This is a genomic window from Zoogloea sp. 1C4 (assembly GCF_009469605.1).
GTDB lineage: Bacteria > Pseudomonadota > Gammaproteobacteria > Burkholderiales > Rhodocyclaceae > Zoogloea > Zoogloea oryzae.
Genome location: NZ_SSXU01000023.1, coordinates 43901 through 62009 on the forward strand (window position 1 = coordinate 43901; position 18109 = coordinate 62009).

24 protein-coding genes are annotated in these 18109 nt (G+C 65.4%); 8 read left to right on the plus strand and 16 right to left on the minus strand.

Translation table 11 applies throughout. The annotated features are described in order from the left end of the window. The first annotated feature begins 5 nt into the window (after window positions 1-5). Entirely contained in the window at window positions 6-1991 is a 1986-nt protein-coding gene (locus GH681_RS19520; protein WP_153163218.1) for a protein kinase, read from the plus strand. Window positions 1992-1995: 4 nt separating this feature from the next. On the opposite strand, the gene GH681_RS19525 is transcribed toward GH681_RS19520, so the two are convergent. The 6 genes from GH681_RS19525 to GH681_RS19550 all read right to left on the minus strand — a co-directional run bounded on the left by GH681_RS19525 (window position 1996) and on the right by GH681_RS19550 (window position 5282). Continuing rightward, on the minus strand, window positions 1996-2682 hold the full coding sequence (locus GH681_RS19525; RefSeq protein ID WP_153163219.1) for an Hpt domain-containing protein: 687 nt from the start codon (window positions 2680-2682) through the stop codon (window positions 1996-1998). A 73-nt stretch (window positions 2683-2755) separates the two neighbouring features. Next, window positions 2756-3190 (minus strand): four-helix bundle copper-binding protein, encoded by a 435-nt coding sequence (locus GH681_RS19530; protein ID WP_153163220.1) that lies wholly within the window; start codon window positions 3188-3190, stop codon window positions 2756-2758. A gap of 17 nt (window positions 3191-3207) precedes the next feature. Further along, a complete protein-coding gene (locus tag GH681_RS19535; RefSeq protein WP_153163221.1) occupies window positions 3208-3846 on the minus strand; it encodes a BON domain-containing protein in 639 nt (212 codons plus the stop codon). Beyond that, the gene (locus GH681_RS19540) at window positions 3843-4436 is read right to left on the minus strand and encodes a phosphoheptose isomerase (RefSeq protein ID WP_153163222.1); all 594 of its coding nucleotides are present in this window, start codon (window positions 4434-4436) and stop codon (window positions 3843-3845) included. The genes GH681_RS19535 and GH681_RS19540 overlap by 4 nt, the downstream gene beginning before the upstream one ends. Window positions 4437-4549: 113 nt before the next feature. Beyond that, the gene (locus tag GH681_RS19545; RefSeq protein ID WP_153163223.1) at window positions 4550-4924 is read right to left on the minus strand and encodes an HIRAN domain-containing protein; all 375 of its coding nucleotides are present in this window, start codon (window positions 4922-4924) and stop codon (window positions 4550-4552) included. Continuing rightward, window positions 4914-5282: a YraN family protein gene (locus tag GH681_RS19550; RefSeq protein WP_153163224.1), complete on the minus strand. Its 369-nt coding sequence runs from the start codon at window positions 5280-5282 to the stop codon at window positions 4914-4916. Before GH681_RS19550 ends, GH681_RS19545 begins: the two co-directional genes overlap by 11 nt. Before the next feature lie 65 nt (window positions 5283-5347). On the opposite strand from GH681_RS19550, the gene rsmI reads away from it, so the two are divergent. From rsmI to GH681_RS19580, 6 genes are all read left to right on the plus strand, one after another. Next, window positions 5348-6229: a 16S rRNA (cytidine(1402)-2'-O)-methyltransferase gene (rsmI, locus tag GH681_RS19555; protein ID WP_153163225.1), complete on the plus strand. Its 882-nt coding sequence runs from the start codon at window positions 5348-5350 to the stop codon at window positions 6227-6229. A gap of 59 nt (window positions 6230-6288) precedes the next feature. Further along, window positions 6289-7323: a dihydroorotase gene (gene pyrC, locus GH681_RS19560; protein WP_153163226.1), complete on the plus strand. Its 1035-nt coding sequence runs from the start codon at window positions 6289-6291 to the stop codon at window positions 7321-7323. A gap of 18 nt (window positions 7324-7341) precedes the next feature. Then, window positions 7342-7791, plus strand: a complete 450-nt coding sequence (locus GH681_RS19565; RefSeq protein ID WP_228112000.1) for a hypothetical protein — start codon at window positions 7342-7344, stop codon at window positions 7789-7791. Continuing rightward, a complete protein-coding gene (locus GH681_RS19570) occupies window positions 7788-8606 on the plus strand; it encodes a DUF3025 domain-containing protein (RefSeq protein WP_153163227.1) in 819 nt (272 codons plus the stop codon). The genes GH681_RS19565 and GH681_RS19570 overlap by 4 nt, the downstream gene beginning before the upstream one ends. Window positions 8607-8699: 93 nt before the next feature. Then, window positions 8700-10349 carry a 2,3-bisphosphoglycerate-independent phosphoglycerate mutase gene (gene gpmI / locus GH681_RS19575; protein WP_153163228.1) on the plus strand — a complete coding sequence of 550 codons (1650 nt, stop codon included), beginning with the start codon at window positions 8700-8702 and terminating at the stop codon, window positions 10347-10349. 25 nt (window positions 10350-10374) lie between these two features. Further along, window positions 10375-10977, plus strand: a complete 603-nt coding sequence (locus tag GH681_RS19580; RefSeq protein ID WP_153163229.1) for a DUF1919 domain-containing protein — start codon at window positions 10375-10377, stop codon at window positions 10975-10977. A gap of 69 nt (window positions 10978-11046) precedes the next feature. Here the strand turns inward: GH681_RS19580 and GH681_RS19585 are convergent, their stop codons facing one another. Together GH681_RS19585 and GH681_RS23995 are read right to left on the minus strand one after the other, a co-directional pair. Continuing rightward, window positions 11047-11436, minus strand: a complete 390-nt coding sequence (locus tag GH681_RS19585; RefSeq protein ID WP_153163230.1) for a response regulator — start codon at window positions 11434-11436, stop codon at window positions 11047-11049. A gap of 18 nt (window positions 11437-11454) precedes the next feature. Beyond that, on the minus strand, window positions 11455-11586 hold the full coding sequence (locus GH681_RS23995) for a hypothetical protein (RefSeq protein WP_255425197.1): 132 nt from the start codon (window positions 11584-11586) through the stop codon (window positions 11455-11457). Window positions 11587-11774: 188 nt separating this feature from the next. Between GH681_RS23995 and GH681_RS19590 the strand changes: the two genes are divergently transcribed. Beyond that, the gene (locus GH681_RS19590) at window positions 11775-12065 is read left to right on the plus strand and encodes a hypothetical protein (RefSeq protein ID WP_153163231.1); all 291 of its coding nucleotides are present in this window, start codon (window positions 11775-11777) and stop codon (window positions 12063-12065) included. 150 nt (window positions 12066-12215) lie between these two features. Here GH681_RS19590 and GH681_RS19595 read toward each other — a convergent pair whose 3' ends face one another. From GH681_RS19595 to GH681_RS19630, 8 genes are all read right to left on the minus strand, one after another. After that, the gene (locus tag GH681_RS19595; RefSeq protein ID WP_153163232.1) at window positions 12216-13253 is read right to left on the minus strand and encodes an IS5 family transposase; all 1038 of its coding nucleotides are present in this window, start codon (window positions 13251-13253) and stop codon (window positions 12216-12218) included. Window positions 13254-13293: 40 nt separating this feature from the next. Further along, window positions 13294-13461, minus strand: coding sequence for a hypothetical protein (locus GH681_RS19600; protein ID WP_153163233.1), 168 nt, complete (start codon window positions 13459-13461; stop codon window positions 13294-13296). Between the two features lie 93 nt (window positions 13462-13554). Then, window positions 13555-14055 carry a hypothetical protein gene (locus GH681_RS19605; RefSeq protein ID WP_153163234.1) on the minus strand — a complete coding sequence of 167 codons (501 nt, stop codon included), beginning with the start codon at window positions 14053-14055 and terminating at the stop codon, window positions 13555-13557. A gap of 224 nt (window positions 14056-14279) precedes the next feature. Then, a complete protein-coding gene (locus GH681_RS24155; protein ID WP_368666708.1) occupies window positions 14280-14867 on the minus strand; it encodes a GFA family protein in 588 nt (195 codons plus the stop codon). Beyond that, entirely contained in the window at window positions 14848-15642 is a 795-nt protein-coding gene (locus tag GH681_RS19615) for an NYN domain-containing protein (protein ID WP_153163236.1), read from the minus strand. Before GH681_RS19615 ends, GH681_RS24155 begins: the two co-directional genes overlap by 20 nt. 171 nt (window positions 15643-15813) lie before the next feature. Further along, window positions 15814-16239 (minus strand): SRPBCC domain-containing protein, encoded by a 426-nt coding sequence (locus tag GH681_RS19620; protein ID WP_153163237.1) that lies wholly within the window; start codon window positions 16237-16239, stop codon window positions 15814-15816. Between the two features lie 186 nt (window positions 16240-16425). Then, window positions 16426-16794, minus strand: a complete 369-nt coding sequence (locus tag GH681_RS19625; protein WP_153163238.1) for a hypothetical protein — start codon at window positions 16792-16794, stop codon at window positions 16426-16428. A gap of 817 nt (window positions 16795-17611) precedes the next feature. Further along, a partial coding sequence (locus GH681_RS19630; protein WP_194271287.1) for an IS110 family transposase occupies window positions 17612-18109 on the minus strand: 498 nt, incomplete at its 5' end.

The window sequence follows — 18109 nt, forward strand, 5'->3', positions numbered from 1 at the left end:
CTGCGATGACCGAGCAGCCGGTTCTGCCCGAAGGGCACCTGCTCAACGAGTACCGCATCGAGCGGGTGCTCGGCGGCGGGGGGTTCGGCGTCACCTACCTGGCCCACGACACCAACCTGGATTGCCCGGTGGCGATCAAGGAATACCTGCCCAAGGACGCCGCCGTGCGCCGGCCCGACTTTGGCGTCGAGCCCCGCTCCGACGAAGCCCGGCGGGCCTTCGAGTGGGGCCTGCAGCGCTTCCTGCTCGAATCCCGGGCGCTGGCGAGCTTCCACCACTCGGGCATCGTGCGGGTGCTGCGCTACTTCCTGGCCAACGACACCGCCTACATGGTGATGGCCTACGAGACCGGCCAGCCCCTGCAGCGCTGGCTGGTGGGCCGGCTGCCGCTCGACCGGGCGAGCCTGCTGCGCATCGTGCGCCCGCTGCTGGACGGCCTCGAGGCGGTGCATGGCGCCGGCTTCCTGCACCGGGACATCAAGCCCGGCAACATCTACATCCGCGACGACGGCTCGCCGGTGCTGCTGGATTTCGGCTCCGCCCGGCGCGTGGAGGCCGACAACGTGGATCAGTCGCTCACCGCGGTGGTGAGCCCCGGCTTCGCGCCGGCCGAGCAGTATCACCGCCACGGCAAGCAGGGCCCGTGGACCGATCTCTACGCCCTGGCCGGGGTGATGTACTGGATGGTCACCGGCCACCTACCGATGGAATCCCTCGCCCGCATGCGCGAGGACACCATGCCGGCGGCGGCGCGGATCGGCAACGTGGCGGTGTTCGGCATCGGCCTGCTCAACGCCATCGACTGGGCCCTGAAGCCCGACGAGAACGCCCGCCCGCGGGACGTGGCGGCTTTCCGCCGGGCCTGTCTTGCCCCGCCGGCCGGCGGCGAAGGGCCCGCCGAGCCGCAGCCGGAGGCGCCGTTTCCGCTGGGGTTGTCGGCGGCCGAGGCGCGCACCTTCATCGCCGCGGTGCTATTTGCCGATGTCACCGGGCCGTTTGGCGACGACGCCCTGCGCACCGAAGGCCGCACCCGGCTGGCCCGGATGCTCACCCAGGCGGTCGCGCCCCTGCCGCCCACCAGCCGGCTGGCCTTGAACACCAAGGAAGGCTGCGCCGTCTGCTACGTGGGCGATCCGGAAGACGCCCTGCGCGCCGCCACCCAGATCGGCGATGCGGCGGCGGGCGAAGGCCTGGGGGTGCAGATGGGGATCAACCTGGGCCCGGTGCGGGTGGCGTCGGACGCCGGCGGGCGCTCGCGCATCCTGGGTGACGGCATCGCCACCGCCTGTCGCGTGATGCGCCTCGCGGAGCCGGGCCGGGTGCTGGTTTCGCGGGCGTACTTCGAGGTGATCCACCACCTCAAGCGCAACGCGGCGGCGTGCTTCCAGAATCTAGGGGTGCGCCGGGATGCCGAGGCGCGCGAGCACGAAGTCTTTGCCTACGCGGGCGAGGGGGGCGCGGCGGGCGGTGTGCCCCTCGATCCGTCGATCCCGCGACCGATGGCCGGCGCCGATCTCACTCCGGCGGTGATTGAGGCGGCGGAGCGCAGCCTGGCACTGCATATCGGCCCGATGGCGAAGGTGCTGGTCCGCCGCACCGTGCCACGGGCGGCCAACGGGGCGGAGCTGCACCGCCTGCTGGCCGAGATGATTCCCGACCCGGCGCCGCGGGCGGCATTTCTGGCGGGGGTGACGTCGGGCGAGGTGTTGTCCGGCTCACGGCCGGTGAGCGCCGTCCGGCCCGTGTCGATGCCGGCCGGGGGCGCATCGCAGGCGCAGCGCGCGCTTGAAGCGCCTGCCGCGGCGCTGGCCGACGAGGCGCTGGCGCGGGTCGAGACGCTCTTCGCCCGCTACATCGGGCCGATGGCGAAGGTGCTGGTGAAGCGTGAGGCGAAGGGCGTCGATTCGATCGAGGCCCTGTGCCGGGCGCTGGCCGGGCACATCGACAAGCCGGCCGACCGCCTGCGTTTTCTGGCCGACGCGGGTTTCTGAGGGCTTACGCGGAGGGCGCGGGAAAGCCGTGCTTGTGGCAGGCGGCGATCAGGGCCGCCTCGGCGATCTCGAAATCAAAGCTGCGCAGGGCGTGCTCGATGGCGCGGAAGTCGGTGCCGAAGGCGCAGCCGAGGAGGCCCGCGTGGGTTTCGACCACCCGGATCGCCGCCATGTCGCAATCGATCAGGAGCGGCAGCAGTTCGGCGCAGACGGCGGTGAGCTGGTCCCGGTCCACCGGGCCGTGCTGCGGCGTAGGGGCGGGCTCCGGTGGGAGCGTGGCGTCGAGCGCAGCCATCAGCGCCTGCAGTTCGGCGCGGAAGTGCCCCAGGAGGGTGTCCACCTCGGCCCGGGGGCGGGCGTCACGCAGGGCTTGTTCCAGATTCTGGGCAACGGGCTGGAGCCGGTAAGCGCCAAAGGTGCCCGAGAGCCCTTTCACGGTATGGGCGCAGCGCGTTGCCGCAGGGCAGTCGTCGGCGGCAAGGGCGTCGGCGATCACCGTGGCGGCGTTGCGCTCGGTGGCGACGAAATCCCGCAGCAGCGCGAGATACAGCTCGGGATCGCCCTCCATCCGCCGCAGGCCGCTGGAGATGTCGAGGCCGTCGATGGGGCCGGGGAAGCCCGGAATCGGGCTCGCGGACGGCTCGTCCGGCCTGGCGGGTGAAGACATGTCGGGCTCCGTCGGGCGCTTCATGGGAGTGGGGCAGTCTCGGTCGGGATCATGGATTTCCCGGCCACCGTTGCGGCGGTGGGGATGCCGCGGCAGGTCAGACGATCATCGTCTTGCAGGCCTTGGCGCATTCTGCGCAGCTTTCCATGCACTCCTTGCAAGGCTTGTGCTTGGCCGCGTGCTTCTTGCATTCGGCCTCACAGGCCCTGCACACATCGACGCACAGGGCGGCAAGCTTGGGCGCGAACTTCGATTCGGCGCCGGCCAGGGTGATCAGCGCGCGGCAGCTGGCGAGCATCTCGCGCACGCTGGCGGCACAGGCGGCCATGGCCTTGTCGCCTTCGCCCAGCAGCATGATGCAGTGGGTCAGGCAGATCTCGCCCTTCTCGATGCAGATGCCGGCGGTGTCGAGCACGGCCTGCCACGGGTGGGCGCCTTCGTGGTGATGGTGGCTGTGGTCGTCGGCGGCGACGGCAGCGCCGGCGCTGGCAAGCAGGGCGCCGGTGGCGAAGAGGGCTTCACGACGGTTCATGGTGGTTCTCCCTGAGATTATTTGGTGCTGGAATCGGTGCTGCGGTTGGAGCCGTCGAGGCGGCGGGCTTCTTCTTCGCTGATGTATTCGAACACGCGCACCACCTTCTGTACGCCGTTGGTGCTGCGGGCTACTTCGGTGGCGGCGTCGCCTTCGCGCTGGCTCACAAGGCCCAGCAGGTAAACCGTGCCGGCCTCGGTGACGACCTTCACGTGGGGGAGGTGGAACTCCTTCTGATCCACGAAGCGGGCCTTCACCTTGGAGCTGATGTAGGTGTCGTTGGTACGGGCGGAGAGGGTGCTGGTGGGGGCCACGCGGAGTTCGTTCACGACTTCGCGGACGTTTTCTACAGAGGCTGCGATGCGTCCGGCCTCCTCGCGGGAGGCTTCGTTGAAGGCTTCGCCGGTGAGGAGCAGCTTGCGGTTGAAGGAGGTGGCGTTGACGTGGACCTTGTCGCCGAGGCGGTCGTTGATCCACTTGCCGGCCTTCCACTCGATGCTCTCGTCGTCCACGTAGGCGCCGGAGCTGCGGCGGTCGGCTGTCATCGCCACGGCCACGCCTGCGCCGCCAACGAAGACCGGAATGCAGCCCTGCATCACCGAGGCGGTGCCCAGGGCGAGGAGAAGCGAGGCGAGCAGCTTGCGGGGGAATTTCATTCTTCTACTCCGAGAAAGAGGCAGTCGATGCCGTCACACAGGCAATGGAGGGTGAGCAGGTGGACTTCCTGGATGCGCGCCGTGCGGTCGGCGGGCACGCACAGGTGGATGTCGTCCGGGCCGAGCAGGGCGCCCATCTCGCCGCCGCCCTTGCCGGTGAGGGCGACCACGCGCATCTCGCGCTCGTGGGCGGCGTGGATGGCTTCGATCACGTTGGGCGAGTTGCCGCTGGTGGAGATCGCCAGCAGCACGTCGCCGGGCTGGCCGAGGGCGCGCACCTGCTTCGAGAACACCTGGCTGAAGTCGTAGTCGTTGGCGATGGAGGTGAGGGTGGAGGAGTCGGTGGTCAGCGCAAAGGCGGCCAGCGGCGGGCGCTCCATCTCGAAACGGTTGAGCAGTTCGGCGGCGAAGTGCTGGGCGTCGGCGGCCGAGCCGCCATTGCCGCAGGCGAGGATCTTGCCGTTGGCCATCAGGCTGTGGGTCATCGCCTCGATGGCATGGGCGATGGGGTCGGCCATGAATTCGAGGGCGGACAGCTTGGTGTGGGCGCTGTCGGTAAATTGCTGGGCGATGCGGGCGACGAGATCCATGGGGTATCCGGAAGGCGCGCCAGAGGCCGGCGCATACAGGGCAAGCGATACGGTGAAAGCCGGCACGATTCTAGCATCCGTGCCGAAATGCGCAGTTGCCGGGAGAAATCCGCTTACAAACCGACATATACGTCGACCCGCAGCCGCTTCCAGGGGTTCCGGTCGGTGGTGAGGCGCCCGATGCGCCCGGCGATGGGCGTGCCCCGGTCCATCTCCTCGGCCACGTCGCGGTTGTCGCTGCGGGGCAGGTAGCCGAGCTTGGCGCCACGCCATTCGACGCGCACCGCGAAGGGGTCGTGGCGGTTGTCGGGCTCGCGGACGAGGGCGAGGCGGTCGCCTTCGCGCATCTCGTCCCACAGGATCTTGCCGCCGTAATACTGAAAGCCGGCGAGCGGCGAGCTCTGCACCAGGATGCGCATCTGCTGGGCACTGGCCGGGGCGGCGAGGGCGCACGCCAGAATCGCCGTACACAAGATTTCACGAAGCATCGAAGGCCCCGCGAATCCACTCGATGCGGGCTGCGTCGAGGCCGTCGAGGAGGATCGCGTCGAAGCGGCAGGCCCGGTTGGCGTGGCGCCGGCCGTCACCGGCCAGCCAGTGCTGCGCGGCGAGGATCACCCGCTGCTGCTTGCTGGCGGTGATGCTGGCCGCCGCGCCACCAAAGCGGCCGTTCTTGCGCAGGCGTACCTCGGCAAACACCAGGCTGCGGCCGTCGTCGGCGATCAGGTCCACCTCGCCGCCGCGGCAGCGCACGTTGCGGGCGATGATGGTGAAGCCGTGGCGTTCCAGGTGCCGGGCCGCCAGCGCCTCGGCGGCCGCGCCGTCCCGCAGGTGGGCGGCTTGCATCGGCGCGCCGTCGCGCCCACAATCGCCCTCCGCCGATATTTCCCGCGACGCCCGTCGCGCCCGCCATGCATCCCACACTGCCGGAATCTCCGCTTGCCAAGACGCCGTCATTGTATGTGGTGGCCACCCCGCTGGGAAACATGAATGACATGGGCTTGCGTGCGCTGGCCGTGCTCAAGGCCGTCGACGCCATCGCCGCCGAGGACACCCGGCACAGCCAGCGCCTCCTCGACGCCTTCGGCATCACGACCCGCCTCGTCGCGCTCCACGAGCACAACGAGCAGGCCGCCGCCAGTCTGGTCATCCGGATGCTCGAAGAGGGCAAGCACGTCGCGCTGATCACCGATGCCGGCACGCCGGCGGTGTCCGATCCCGGCGCGCGGGCCGTGGCGCGGGTGCAGGAGGCCGGCCATCCGGTGGTGCCGGTGCCCGGCGCCTGCGCGGCGATCGCGGCGCTTTCGGCCTCGGGCCTGGCGGATGGGCAGTTCCATTTTCATGGATTCCTGCCCACCAAGTCGGCGGGCCGCAAGGCCGCGCTGGACGCCCTGCGCAGCGTGCCCGGCACGCTGGTGTTCTACGAAGCGCCCCATCGAATCGCCGAGACCCTCGCCGACATCGCCGCAACCCTCGAGCCGACCCGCCAGATCGTCGTTGCCCGGGAAATCACCAAGCTCTTCGAGCAGATCGTGCGGATGCCGCTGGCCGATGCGCCCGCCTGGCTGGCGGCTGATCCGAACCGCTCCCGCGGCGAGTTCGTGCTGCTGGTCTCCGCTGCGCCGCCGACGGAAGGGCTGTCGCCCGAAGCCGAGCGGGTGCTGGGCCTGCTGATGGCCGAGCTGCCCCTCAAGACGGCGGCGCGCCTGGCCGCCGAAATCACCGGCGCCCCCAAGAACGACCTCTACGCCCACGGTCTGCGCGTCAAATCGAGCGCTGACGATGGGGAATGATGTCGTCGGGCTGCTAAAATCTTTCAACCGTTAAATATTGATTCTCTGGACGGAAGCTCATGTCGACCCTGACCCTCACCCGCCCCGACGACTGGCATCTGCACGTGCGTGACGGCGAAGCTCTCGCCGCCGTCGTGCCGGATACCGCCCGCCGCTTCGGCCGGGCGCTGATCATGCCCAACCTGCGTCCGCCGGTGACCACCGTCGACCAGGCCGCCGCCTACCGTGATCGCATCCTCGCGGCGGTGCCCGCAGGGCTCAAGTTCGACCCGCTGATGACGTTGTACCTCACCGACACCCTCAAGCCCGAGGAGATCGACAAGGCCGCCGACAGCGGCTTCGTGGTCGCCGCCAAGCTCTACCCGGCCGGCGCCACCACCAACTCGGACGCCGGTGTCACCGACATCGCCCGCATCTACCCCGTGCTAGAGCGGATGGCGGAGCGGGGCATCGTTCTCTGTGTTCATGGCGAGGTAACCCATGCTGACGTTGATATCTTTGATCGCGAGCGCGTCTTTATCGATCGCGTACTGGCGCCGGTTGCAGCGCGCTACCCGTCCCTGCGCATTGTCTTCGAGCACATCACCACGTCCGAAGCGGCGCAGTTCGTGACCGAAGCGGGGCCGAACGTGGGTGCCACCATCACCGCCCACCACCTGCTCTACAACCGCAACGCCATCTTCACCGGTGGCGTGCGTCCGCATTACTACTGCCTGCCCGTGCTCAAGCGCGAAACCCACCGGGAGGCGCTGGTCCGCGTGGCCACCTCCGGCAGCCCCAAATTCTTCCTCGGCACCGATTCGGCGCCCCACGCCAAGAGCACCAAGGAAGCCGCCTGCGGCTGCGCGGGCTGTTACACCGCCCACGCCGGCATCGAGCTCTACGCCGAAGCCTTCGAGCAGGCCGGTGCCCTCGACAAGCTCGAGGCCTTCGCCAGCTTCAACGGCCCCGATTTCTACCGCCTGCCCCGCAACACCGACCGCATCACCCTGGTCAAGGAAAGCTGGGGCGTGCCGGCCGCGGTCGATTACCTGCCCGGCGATCCGTTGGTGCCCCTGCGTGGTGGCGAGACCATTGGCTGGAAACTGAGCTGATCCGATATCCGTGACCCGATGATGCGCCCGACCCTGAAGCGACTGTTGATTCTTGCCCTCCTGCCGTTGCTCACGGCCTGCGAATACGAGGGCGCCGCCTTTCTCATTGACGGTCGTGACCAGTCGATCTCCCTTGTCCGCGAGCAGCAGTTCTTCTGGAACGACGAGGTCAGCCAGGCCGTCGTCGTCTCCCGGATGCCCACCTGCCTGCGCCGCTACAGCATCAAGCCCGGCGTGGCAGGCAGCGTGAAGATGGAAGTCTTCGAGGCGGGCGACATGCTGTGGGCGCTCAAGCAGGGCAAGAACTGGTATCTCGCCGGCACCGAGCGCTGCGAGCTGCAGGTCTGGAAGGATGCGCCCGCCGATCCGCCGGGCCGGCTCGTCGGCACCTTCACCCGCAAGGCCGACCGCCTGCAGTTCGTCGCCGCCGACAAGCCCGCCACGCCGATCAAGCCTGCCGGCGAATGAGCCCGGCGGCGCTGGCCGGCCTCCCGCTGTTCGAATCCATCACCGGGCTGCTTGCCCGGTTTTCGTATCCGCAGTTGCCCGACGCTGCGGCGCTCTCCGCGCTGCTGGCCGAAGTCGCCCCCAACGCCCGCGCTGGTTCCGGCCTGCCGATCCGCTTCACGCTCCCGCCGGCCGGCGACATCGCCTACGAGCAGCACATCCACGCCACCGGCCAAGTGCCCACCCGCGCCGACGACTGGCACGACTTCTTCAACGCCCTTGCCTGGTGCGTCTGGCCGACGAGCAAGGCGGCCTGCAATGGGCTGCACCTGCGCGAGCAGCAGGCGCGACTCGACGCCGGCCTGCCCGGGCGCGGCCCGCTGCGTGATGCGCTCACCCAGTTCGACGAATGCGGCATCGTCGTCGTGTCCTCCGACCCGGCCATCCCCGCGCTCCTCGCCGGGCACGAATGGGAGGCCGCCTTCTGGCATCACCGCCAGCGCCTCGCCGACACCACCCGCTTCCTGATCTTCGGCCACGGCAGCTGGGATCAGCTCCGCGCGCCCTTCGTCGGCCTGTGCGCCAAGGCGCTGTACCGCGTCGTCGAGCCCGGCTGGCTGGATCTGCCCGATGCCGATCGCCAGCGCGAAACCGACGTCTGGCTGGCGGATCGCCTCACCTGCCAACCCTTCGGCAAGGCCGATCTCTTTCCGCTGCCGCTGCTTGGCGTGCCCGGCGTGACGCCCGACAGCGAATCGCCCGATTACTACCGCGACACCCGCCAGTTCCGCCCGCGCCGTGCTGCGCATCGCACCGACATGCACACAAGGCTGTAAGCGCCCCGCGATTTGCGGGAAAATAACGGGCTAGCCGGATGCCGTCCGGGTGTGTCCGCGCACCGGCCCCGAATTCAATCTCCAGGAACCGCCATGCTGCAGAAATTCTCCGCCTTCCCCGGCGTCGCCGGCCCCGTCGTCGTCATCGTGATGGACGGCTACGGCATCCCCAAGAACGACGCCGGCAGCGCCATCGCCGCCGCCCGCAAGCCGACCCTCGACAAGCTCTTCGCCGAATGCCCGCACATCACGCTGCGAGCCCACGGCACCGCGGTCGGCATGCCGTCGGATGACGACATGGGCAACTCCGAAGTCGGCCACAACGCCATCGGCGCCGGCCAGGTGTATGCCCAGGGCGCTGCGCTGGTGGCCAACGCGATCGCCGACGGCGCCATCTGGGCGGGCGAGGCGTGGAAAGAGATCGTGGCGGGGGCCAAGGCCGGCCGGGGCGTGATCCACTTCATCGGCCTGTTCTCCGACGGCAACGTGCACAGCCACATCGACCACCTCAAGGCGATGGTCGCCCAGGCCAAGGTCGAAGGCGTGAAGACGGTGCGCATCCATGCCCTGCTCGACGGCCGCGACGTGCCCGAGACCAGCGCGCTCGACTACGTGGTGCCCTTCGAGGCCTTCCTGGCCGAGATCAGCACCGACGGCTTCGACGCCCGCATCGCCTCCGGCGGCGGCCGCCAGTACATCACCATGGACCGCTATGACGCCAACTGGCCGATGGTCGAGAAGGGCTGGAAGACCCACGTGCTGGGCGAAGGCCCGCAGTTCGCCAACGCCACCGATGCGGTGAACGGCCTGCGCGAACGCAACCCCGGCACCATCGACCAGGATCTGCCCGAGTTCGTGATCGCCGACGGTGGCAAGCCCATCGGCACGATCGAAGACGGCGATTCCGTCGTCTTCTACAACTTCCGCGGCGACCGGGCCATCGAGATCACCCGCGCCTTCGTCGAGGACGACTTCGACAAGTTCGACCGCGTGCGCGCGCCCAAGGTCACCTACGCCGGCATGCTGCAATACGACGGCGACCTGCAGCTGCCCAAGCGCTTCCTCGTTGCCCCGCCGGCCATCAAAGATACGTCCGGCGAATGGTTCAGCAAGATGGGCCTCGCCCAGTTTGCGTGCTCCGAAACCCAGAAGTTCGGCCACGTTACCTACTTCTGGAACGGCAACCGTTCCGGCAAGTTCGACGGTGAAACCTGGCAGGAAGTCCCCAGCGACGTCGTTCCCTTCGAGCAGCGCCCGTGGATGAAGGCCGCCGAGATCGCCGACGCGATGATCGCCGCGGTCAAGTCCGGCCAGTACAAGGTGCTCCGCTGCAACTTCGCCAACGGCGACATGGTCGGCCACACCGGCAACTTCCGCGCCGCCACCATGGCTGTCGAAGCCGTCGATCTGGCCCTCGCGCGTCTTCTGCCCGCCATCGAGGCGGCTGGCGGCGTGGCCCTCATCACCGCCGACCACGGCAACGCCGACGAGATGTTCGAGCTGGACAAAAAGACCAAGCAGCCCGCCCAGAACAAGGACGGCAGCTTCAAGGCCAAGACGGCGCACACCCTCAACCCGGTGCCGCTGGTGCTGTTCGACAAGGTGACGGGTGGCAAGCTGGGCCTCAAGCAGACGGAAACCGCCGGCCTCTCCAACATCGCCGCCACCGTCGCCAATCTGGTCGGGCTCGAGAAGCACGCCAAGTGGGACGACAGCGTGCTTGAAGTGGATTCAGATAACTGAGGCTGCCGTGCTAAACAAAAGAATCATGAAGCTTATTAACTCGTGCTCCCGAAGAGCCCTCAAGTGGCGATTCAGCCGTAAGTTACGTAATAGCGATCGTTGTTATATCTCACAGAACTGCTTGGGGGGAAGGTTCTACGAGCTTGAAGGGCGGCGCTATACGTCACCCACAGTCGGCTTGTGGTTCAGGTCATCGGATTTTATAGAGTTTTGTCGTAATCTCGACGAGAATTTACGGGCAAAGATCAGTTTTGATTCGGCGGAGACGGAACGGCTCGGTTATCCTGTTGGCCGTTTGAAAGAAATAAGAATTTATTTTCAGCATTACTCCTCGTTCGATGCTGCAGTGGCCGCATGGCGCAAAAGGGCTGCGCGCGTTTCACTAAAAAATGTGCTTATAGTAATGACGGATCGGGATGGGTTTTCTGCCGAAATAGCAAGTGAGTTCGATAAACTTAATTTTCCTAGAAAGATACTTTTTTCCCATGATCCCGCGGCGATGGGGCCAAACACCATCTACATCCCCGGATATGAAGGGGATGGCTGCGTTGGGGATCTCTATGGGGCATATCACAAGCTAAATGCCGCATCGGTGTGGCCTCAGTTATTTGAGATTTTAGCCAGTTAAGTCGTTGGTCCTGAAATATTCCGTAAGCGCCCGGACAATCAGGCGTGCCGGTGTGCCTGGCTGTCACGCCTACGCGGCGTTCTTCGAGCCCGGCGGAAACAGCTTGTCCAGCACCGCCATCAGCGCCGCCGGCTTGAAGGGTTTGATGAGATAGCCATTCACCCCCAGGTCGCGCAGCTCCATCACCCGCCCGGGGTCGTTCTCGGCGGTCACCATGATGATGGGCAGTTTCTTGTCAGTGGCGCGGATGCGCTGGACAAGCTCGCTGCCGTTCATCTCTGGCATGTTCCAGTCACTCAGCACCAGATCGAACTGCTTCTTCGAGAGCAGATCGAGCGCCGCCTGCCCGTTGCCTGCACCGAAGGCCTCGTAACCCGCGCTCTTCAGCAGCGCCATCACGACACTCCGTATGGATGTCATGTCATCGACCACCAGAACGCGTCGTCCTGCCTTGTTCATGCAACTGGCTCCCGTCGGCTAAGCCTCATCTCCCCGCTGCGCCCAGCGCCAGCCCTTGATCCCGATCCACAACACGAAGACCAGCACCCACAGGCCGAACACCGCATCCGCCAATGGTTTGCCGAGCAGGGCCGAAAGGCCCACCTTCAACGGCACTCCGACGCCAATAGCGGCTGCAGCCACAACGATCTTGAACAGCAGGCCGCCCGTGGATAGCGGCGCCTTTTTTCGGACGCGCGTCCTCTGTGCCCCGTGCTGTGTCTCCAACCGCCCACACCAGCCCTCGACGGGCATCTGCCAAACGCTATTTCTGCAATCTCAAACTGAGCAAGAAGTGCATGGCTACACCACAGGCAACCGCAAGGAAGGCGCAGATGAATGCTGGAATCAAGAACAGTATGGAGAAGATGGTGACGGCTGCCTTGTTTACAAAGATCTCGGTGCTTTCGCCAAAAATGAACAGGAAAATTCTTGAGGTGGCAGATATGGTGCCGACCAGAATCAGAAAGCAGACAAATCTAGCGATGAAAACGGCCGACACAGAGGCGGCATTCGACTTGATCTTGAGAGATGTAATCTTCCGAGAAAAAAATGAGATGGCAACAACCAGAAGGGGGCGCCTCGAATAACCCGATGTTTTCAGTAAATTCCGTCGCGCAACGATGATCGCGACCGAGTCCGGTTCAATCTCTTCAGCAAATCACCGCTTTCTTCGCCGGTGTCACCCCGTTTTTGCCTCGAATCCCCTCCGCCAGCGGCGATTCGGCCCATTTCGGGCGTCAGAAAGCCTTGACTCCCGCCTTCTGGAAATAAACCAGCCGCTTCAGGTTGTAGCAGGCTGCCATCATCGTCATCGCAAAGTTCGCCCGTGCTCGGCCGATGGTGCGAAGCAGCTTGCCGCCCATCTGGTCGATGGCCCCGAACACGTGCTCGACCCGCGCGCGCGTCCTGGCGATGCGCGTGTTGCGCCGCTGCTGACAGTCGGACAAGGGCTTGTTGCGTTGGCCCTTGCGCTGAATTTGATTGCGGAAGCCGTTTTCCTTCAGCCAGGCTTCCCGCTCCGCCGACGGATAGCCTCGGTCGGCATAGACGTCCCGGCTTGTGTTCACCGTGTCGAACACGTTGTCGAAGTGCTGGCTGTCGTGGGTGCTCGCCGTGTCGGTCTCGATCTTGCGGATGATCTTGTACTTCGAGTCGACGTTGATGGAGAGCTTGTAGCCGAAGTGGCTCTTGCCGTGTTTCTTCGTCCAGGTGGCGTCGAGGTCCTTCTGGCGCCGCTTGGCGGGCTTCCAGCCGGCCGGCATCGCGCCTTGCTCGACGAGTGCTTTCTCGCCCCGGCTGTTGTGCTGCCTGGGCGCCGGCACCAGGGTCGCGTCGATGATCTGCCCGCCCCGGGCGATGAAGCCTTTCTGGAGCAGCTGCGCCGAGACGCCGTCGAACAGCGCCTTCGCGCCCGCTTCGCCGATGCGGTTCTCGAAGGTCCACACCGTGGTGCGGTCGGGGATGTTCGTCGCACTCTCCAGCCCGCAGAAGCGCTTGTAGCTCATGCGATCAAGCAGTTGATACTCCATCTGCTCGTCCGACAGAGTGTACAGGCGCTTCAGAACCAGGATGCGCACCATCGTTTCGGTCGGATACGCCGGGCGGCCACCTTGCACACTCACCGGGCGCGGCGCAATCCGATCCACCTCGGCCGCCAAAGCCACGAAGTCGATGTACGACTCGATTTCGGCCAGCGGATCGCCAAGGGTGTCGATCTTCTTGCGGTGGAGTTCGTTGGCGAACAGGTCGGTCTTGATAGCGCTGCGCGGTTTCATCAGAGTCGGCTCGGGGCGGATTCAGAACGGCGTAATTTTATCAAGGGTGGGCGAGTGGGGGTTTTTCGAGGTGCCCAAGGATGGAAAGCGCAAACGAGAAGAGCAGGAAGGCGTCTGGCCAATAAACCACTTCAAGCAGCGGGGATCGTGAGGCAAGTGGTTTGATGTTTGTTCCAAACACCAACTGTTTTATGTCTTCCAGACTCACGCCAGTTTCCTTCGCTGCAAGTTTTCCCGATATCGATGTTGCCCGATGGCTTGTCTGCCGCGCTGCCGTTGCGCTAACCCGACATCCGCGAGCCTAAGCCGCATCTCCCCGCCGCGCCCAGCGCCAGCCGCTGATCCCGACCCACAACACGAAGACCAGCACCCACAGGCCGAACACCGCATCCGCCAATGGTTTGCCGAGCAGGGCAGAAAGGCCCATCTTGAACGGCACCCCAGCGCCAATAGCGGCCGCAGCCACAACGATCTTGAACAGCAGGCCGCCCGTGGAGGGCTGCGCTGCCTTTCGGCCGCGCGCACTCCGCGCCCGCCGTTCTGCCCGGACCGCATCCAGATCCGCCTCCACCCGCACCGGCCCATCGCGAAAGGTGGCCCACGCCAGATACCCGAAGAGCACGCACACCACCACAAAAAACACCGTCATCAGGCTGAACTGGATCGGCGACGTGCTGAAGAAGATCCGCGCCGACTTCGCGCCGTGGTATTGCCCGCTCGCCAGCCCCTCGACGAGCATCTTGGCCGAGCCCAGGGAGAAGAGGGCGGAGCAGAGGAGGACGGCGAGGTATCGGAGGTGCATGGTGTGGTGGAAGGGCTGCTTTCGACCCTTGGCTGGTGTTGAGCTGTGAGGAAAACAGTCGTTCAAACGCCGAGGTTAACTTGTGCCGGCGCACGAAACGCGTAGGACATCAACATGGGCCGTCTAAATCGCGAAGCGATGGCCCATGTTGGCGTCCACTCCGAACCGCCCGTCAGGCGCCAGAGCCGTTCCGGGCGTACGGTGTTGGCAAGCGCTTGTCTATTTCACGAAATTGGCTTTGGAGGGGTTGGCGCCCACTCAGGGTATTCCGGCAGGCCACGGGTGATGGGCCACCAGCTTGCCTTTGAACCCGTAAATGCATGGAATGCGAGTTGTGCCTTCACGGGCTCTTGAAGCAGACCGGCCCGGATTCGAACTACGCCTGGCAGCGAATCACGCTTGCTGAAGACAGGCGACCCGCAAACTTTGCAGAACGCGCGGATCTTGCCAGGTGAGGACTCGTAATGTTGCAGCAGTTCCTCACCGCGCTCGTACGCGAGTGCGCTGACGTCAACGGGTATGTTGGTTGCGACCGGGCCACCCTGGGCCTGGCGACACTGAGCGCAGTGGCACACCTGAATAGGCTCAAGTGTCCCTGTGATCGTAAAACGGATTCCCCCGCAGAGGCATGACCCGTGATGTTTGATGCTCATACTTTTCTTGGCGTTGCCTGACATAGGTTGAGTGACCGTGCGCGGTCTTTCATGCAAGGTCCGTGGTGACCACGGGGTCACGGAGGTATTTCGCTGATTTAGGTCGGGTTCGCGTAGCGAAACCCGACATCCCCTCAAATCACCGATGCCCACCCCCATTCGTCACCGCTCCTGCCACATCTCCCTCGCTCAACCCCACGGTGTAATGCCCGCCATCCTCCTTCTTCAGCGCCAGCAGGTCGTAGGTCTTCACCATGTCCAGCAGCCCTGAGTGTCCGTAGTTGGCGGGTGAAAAGCCGGGGTCGGTGCGTTTGAGGTATTGGCCGAGGGATGCAAGTGAGATGCGGCCTTCCGATGTGCCGGCGGCGAGGAGGGCGACGGCGTCGGCGACGAACTTGGGGCGGCGTTTGACGACAGCGGGCTTTAGCGGCTCGGTCTTCGCCGGGGCCGGTTTGTCGGCGGGGTGTTCGGTGGTGCTGGCAACCGGGGCGGGGGCCGGCGTCCATTCGAAGAACTGGTCGCTGGCGTTGCGCAGGGCGTCGGGGGTCTTGGCTTCGCCGACGATGCAGACGGTGGCGCCCCGTTCGCGGAGCTTGCGGCACAGGTAGGCGAAGTCGGAGTCGCTGGTGACGAGGCAGAACTTGTCGGCCCGGTGGTCGAACATCGCCTCAAGGGCGTCGAGGGCCAGGGCGATGTCGGCGGTGTTCTTCCCCGCGGCGTACTGGTACTGCAGGCAGGGCGTGAAGGCCTGGCGGACGAGGGCTTCCTGCCAGGTTTTCGAGAGGGTGGTGTGGTTGCCGTAGCCGCGACGCAGCACCACGCGGCCGAATTGCGCCACCACGCGCAGGGCGTATTCGAGGATGTCGGGCGTGGTGTTGTCGCAATCGACGAGGACGGCAACTCGGGCTTCGGCGGGCAGGTGGGGGGCGCTCATCGTGGGCGGGGGACGCTGTGGGAACGTCCTTATGTTAATGGCAAACCGCGTGGCGTGCCCCGGTGACCATCAGGCACCGGCAAGTTCGGACTTGCAGGGCTGCCGTTCCGTCAGCGCCCCGCGCGAGCCGTGTGATCCCGACGGGTGTGCAGGGATGGGCGCCGGTGCGCCTTATCCGGCCAGACTCAGTTCCGCCCCCAACCTATCCAGATTCTCCTCATTCGCCGGCTTCACGATGTGGGCGACGGCTTCGGCGATGCGGGTGTCGGCGAAGGTCTGATCCCAGTGGAGCGTGGTGCCGTCGCCGGTGGGTTCGAGGGTGATGGCGAGCCGGAAGAAGGGTGCGCAGGTGTGCTGGATCACCACACGGCGTTCGGGTTCGATGTGCTCGAAGCGGGATTCGTTGGGATGGACGGTGCCGTCGGGGCCGATCATGTCGAAGCGCCATTCGCCACCGGGCTGGAAGTCGAAGGCGTGGAAGCGATTGCTGAAGCCCAGCGGCCCCCACCATCGGACGAGGCGTTCGGGGTTGCGGATGGCCTCGAAGAGGGTGGCTGGCGAAGCGGCGAAATAGCGGGTGGTGCTGAAGGTGGTCATGGCTTTGCGTCGCCTCCGGGTGTGGGCTGTCGGGCGGGGTGTGTAATCCAACTATAGCGATTGCCACCGTGGCGTGTCAGATGGTCGAGCGGCTGAAAGCGCATTGGCAGGAGCGGCGGCGCAGGCCGCCATCTGCAATTGCCTGCCCGGCAGTCGTGCTGTGCTCCCGGGCCATGCAACAGCCCATCAGCCCTTGTCGGCAGTCTTGGCTGCGCGCTTGGGGCGGTTGCGGTCGGATTTCTTCTTCATGCCCAGCGCGACGATCTGATCGGAGTCGGGCCCGAAGAGGACGATCGCTTCGTCCTTCGCGCCCAGGGCGATCTTGTGGACGGTGCTGCGTTCATTGAGGAGGGCGCTGCGGGCGGCGGCAACGGCATTTTCAGCGTGGATGAGGGCGGTTTCGAACTCGCTCATCCGCTGTAGCGCAGCCATGGCGGACTCGAGGCTGTAGGCGGCGTTGTGCGGGGTGTAGCCATCGATTCCGCTTAGAGCGCGCAGGGTTTCGATGTCGGCGTCGAGGATGGATTGGGGGATGCGTTTCGGGGTGGCGCTCACCGCTGTCTCCTATGGGCTGTGTGAATAAAGATACAGTTTGCGCGATATTATCATTGGGTATGTGGTATGGGAATATTGCACATGCATTGTGGGTGGGTTTTGCGGTGCGCCGATGTTCTGCCGACAGCACCCTTGTGGGCGGGTGCGTAGCTGGAAGCGGGCAGATTGCGTGCTTTGTGCGGGTGGGTGGATATGCTTTCACAGCGCCTGTAGATCGATGTGCACGGTGTGTTGATGATCTACACGAGGGTGTAGATCGATGTTCACAGGGTGTAGATCGATGTTCGCCGGGTGTAGATCGATGTTCACGAGGTGTATTCGATCTACACCAGCCTGTATTCGATTGTTCACGACGTGTAGATCATCAACACCCGCGTGATGAACGATTCACACCCGTGAATGAAGCATTCGCAGCCCTGAGTGATGTGTTGCAGGGTGGTGGGTTGATACCTCGGTGGATCGATCTGTAGGTCGGACTTCAGTCCGACAACGCCCCCGGTGTCCCCGGCCATCGTGTCGGACTGAAGTCCGTATATGGACTCCTCCCGTTTTGCCAGCGCGAATGTTGGACAACAAGGGGATCGATTGCTCACGTATATCCGGCCTCCTGGTTGGGCGTAGTGGCCCGGGCCATGATGAGTTATCCGCGCGTCTGCTCCTGATCGACCTAGCGTGCTCGGTGGCACATCGGACTTTGAAGGGTTTTCAGACGCCGATTCGATCAGTTTGTCATCGGCGATTCTAGCTGGGCAATCGTGAGGAAGGGGCACCTCCTTAAACCGTCATCACAGGTAAATGGCTTGGGCGCCGGCCCGCTTCAGGCCGGCTCGGGCGGCGTCGCGTGGCCGTGCAGCGGGTCGTAGTCTTCCTCGCGCCTCAGCAGCACCCAGGCCAGGCGCATGGTCTTGTTGGCCAGCGCCACCGCCGCCACGTTCTTGTTGCGCCGGGCGCACAGGCCCTGCAGCCACAGGCTCAACGGGTCGGTCTTGTCGCGGGCCGCTCGCAGCGCCGCGCGCGCACCGTGGATCAGCAGGGTGCGCAGGTAGGTGTCGCCCCGTTTGCTGATGCCCAGCAAGGTCTGCTTGCCCCCGCTGCTGTGCTGACCCGGGACCAGCCCGGCCCAGGCCGAGGCCTGGCGGCCATGCGTGAATTGCCGCCCATCCCCCAGCGCCGCGATCAGCGCCGTGGCCACCAGCGGACCGACGCCGCGCAGTTGCTGCAGACGTCGGGCGCTGGGGTGGGTGCGCGCCAGCGCCTCGATGGCTTTGTCCTCGGTCTTGATCCGCTCGTCCAGATACACCAGATCGTCGCGCAG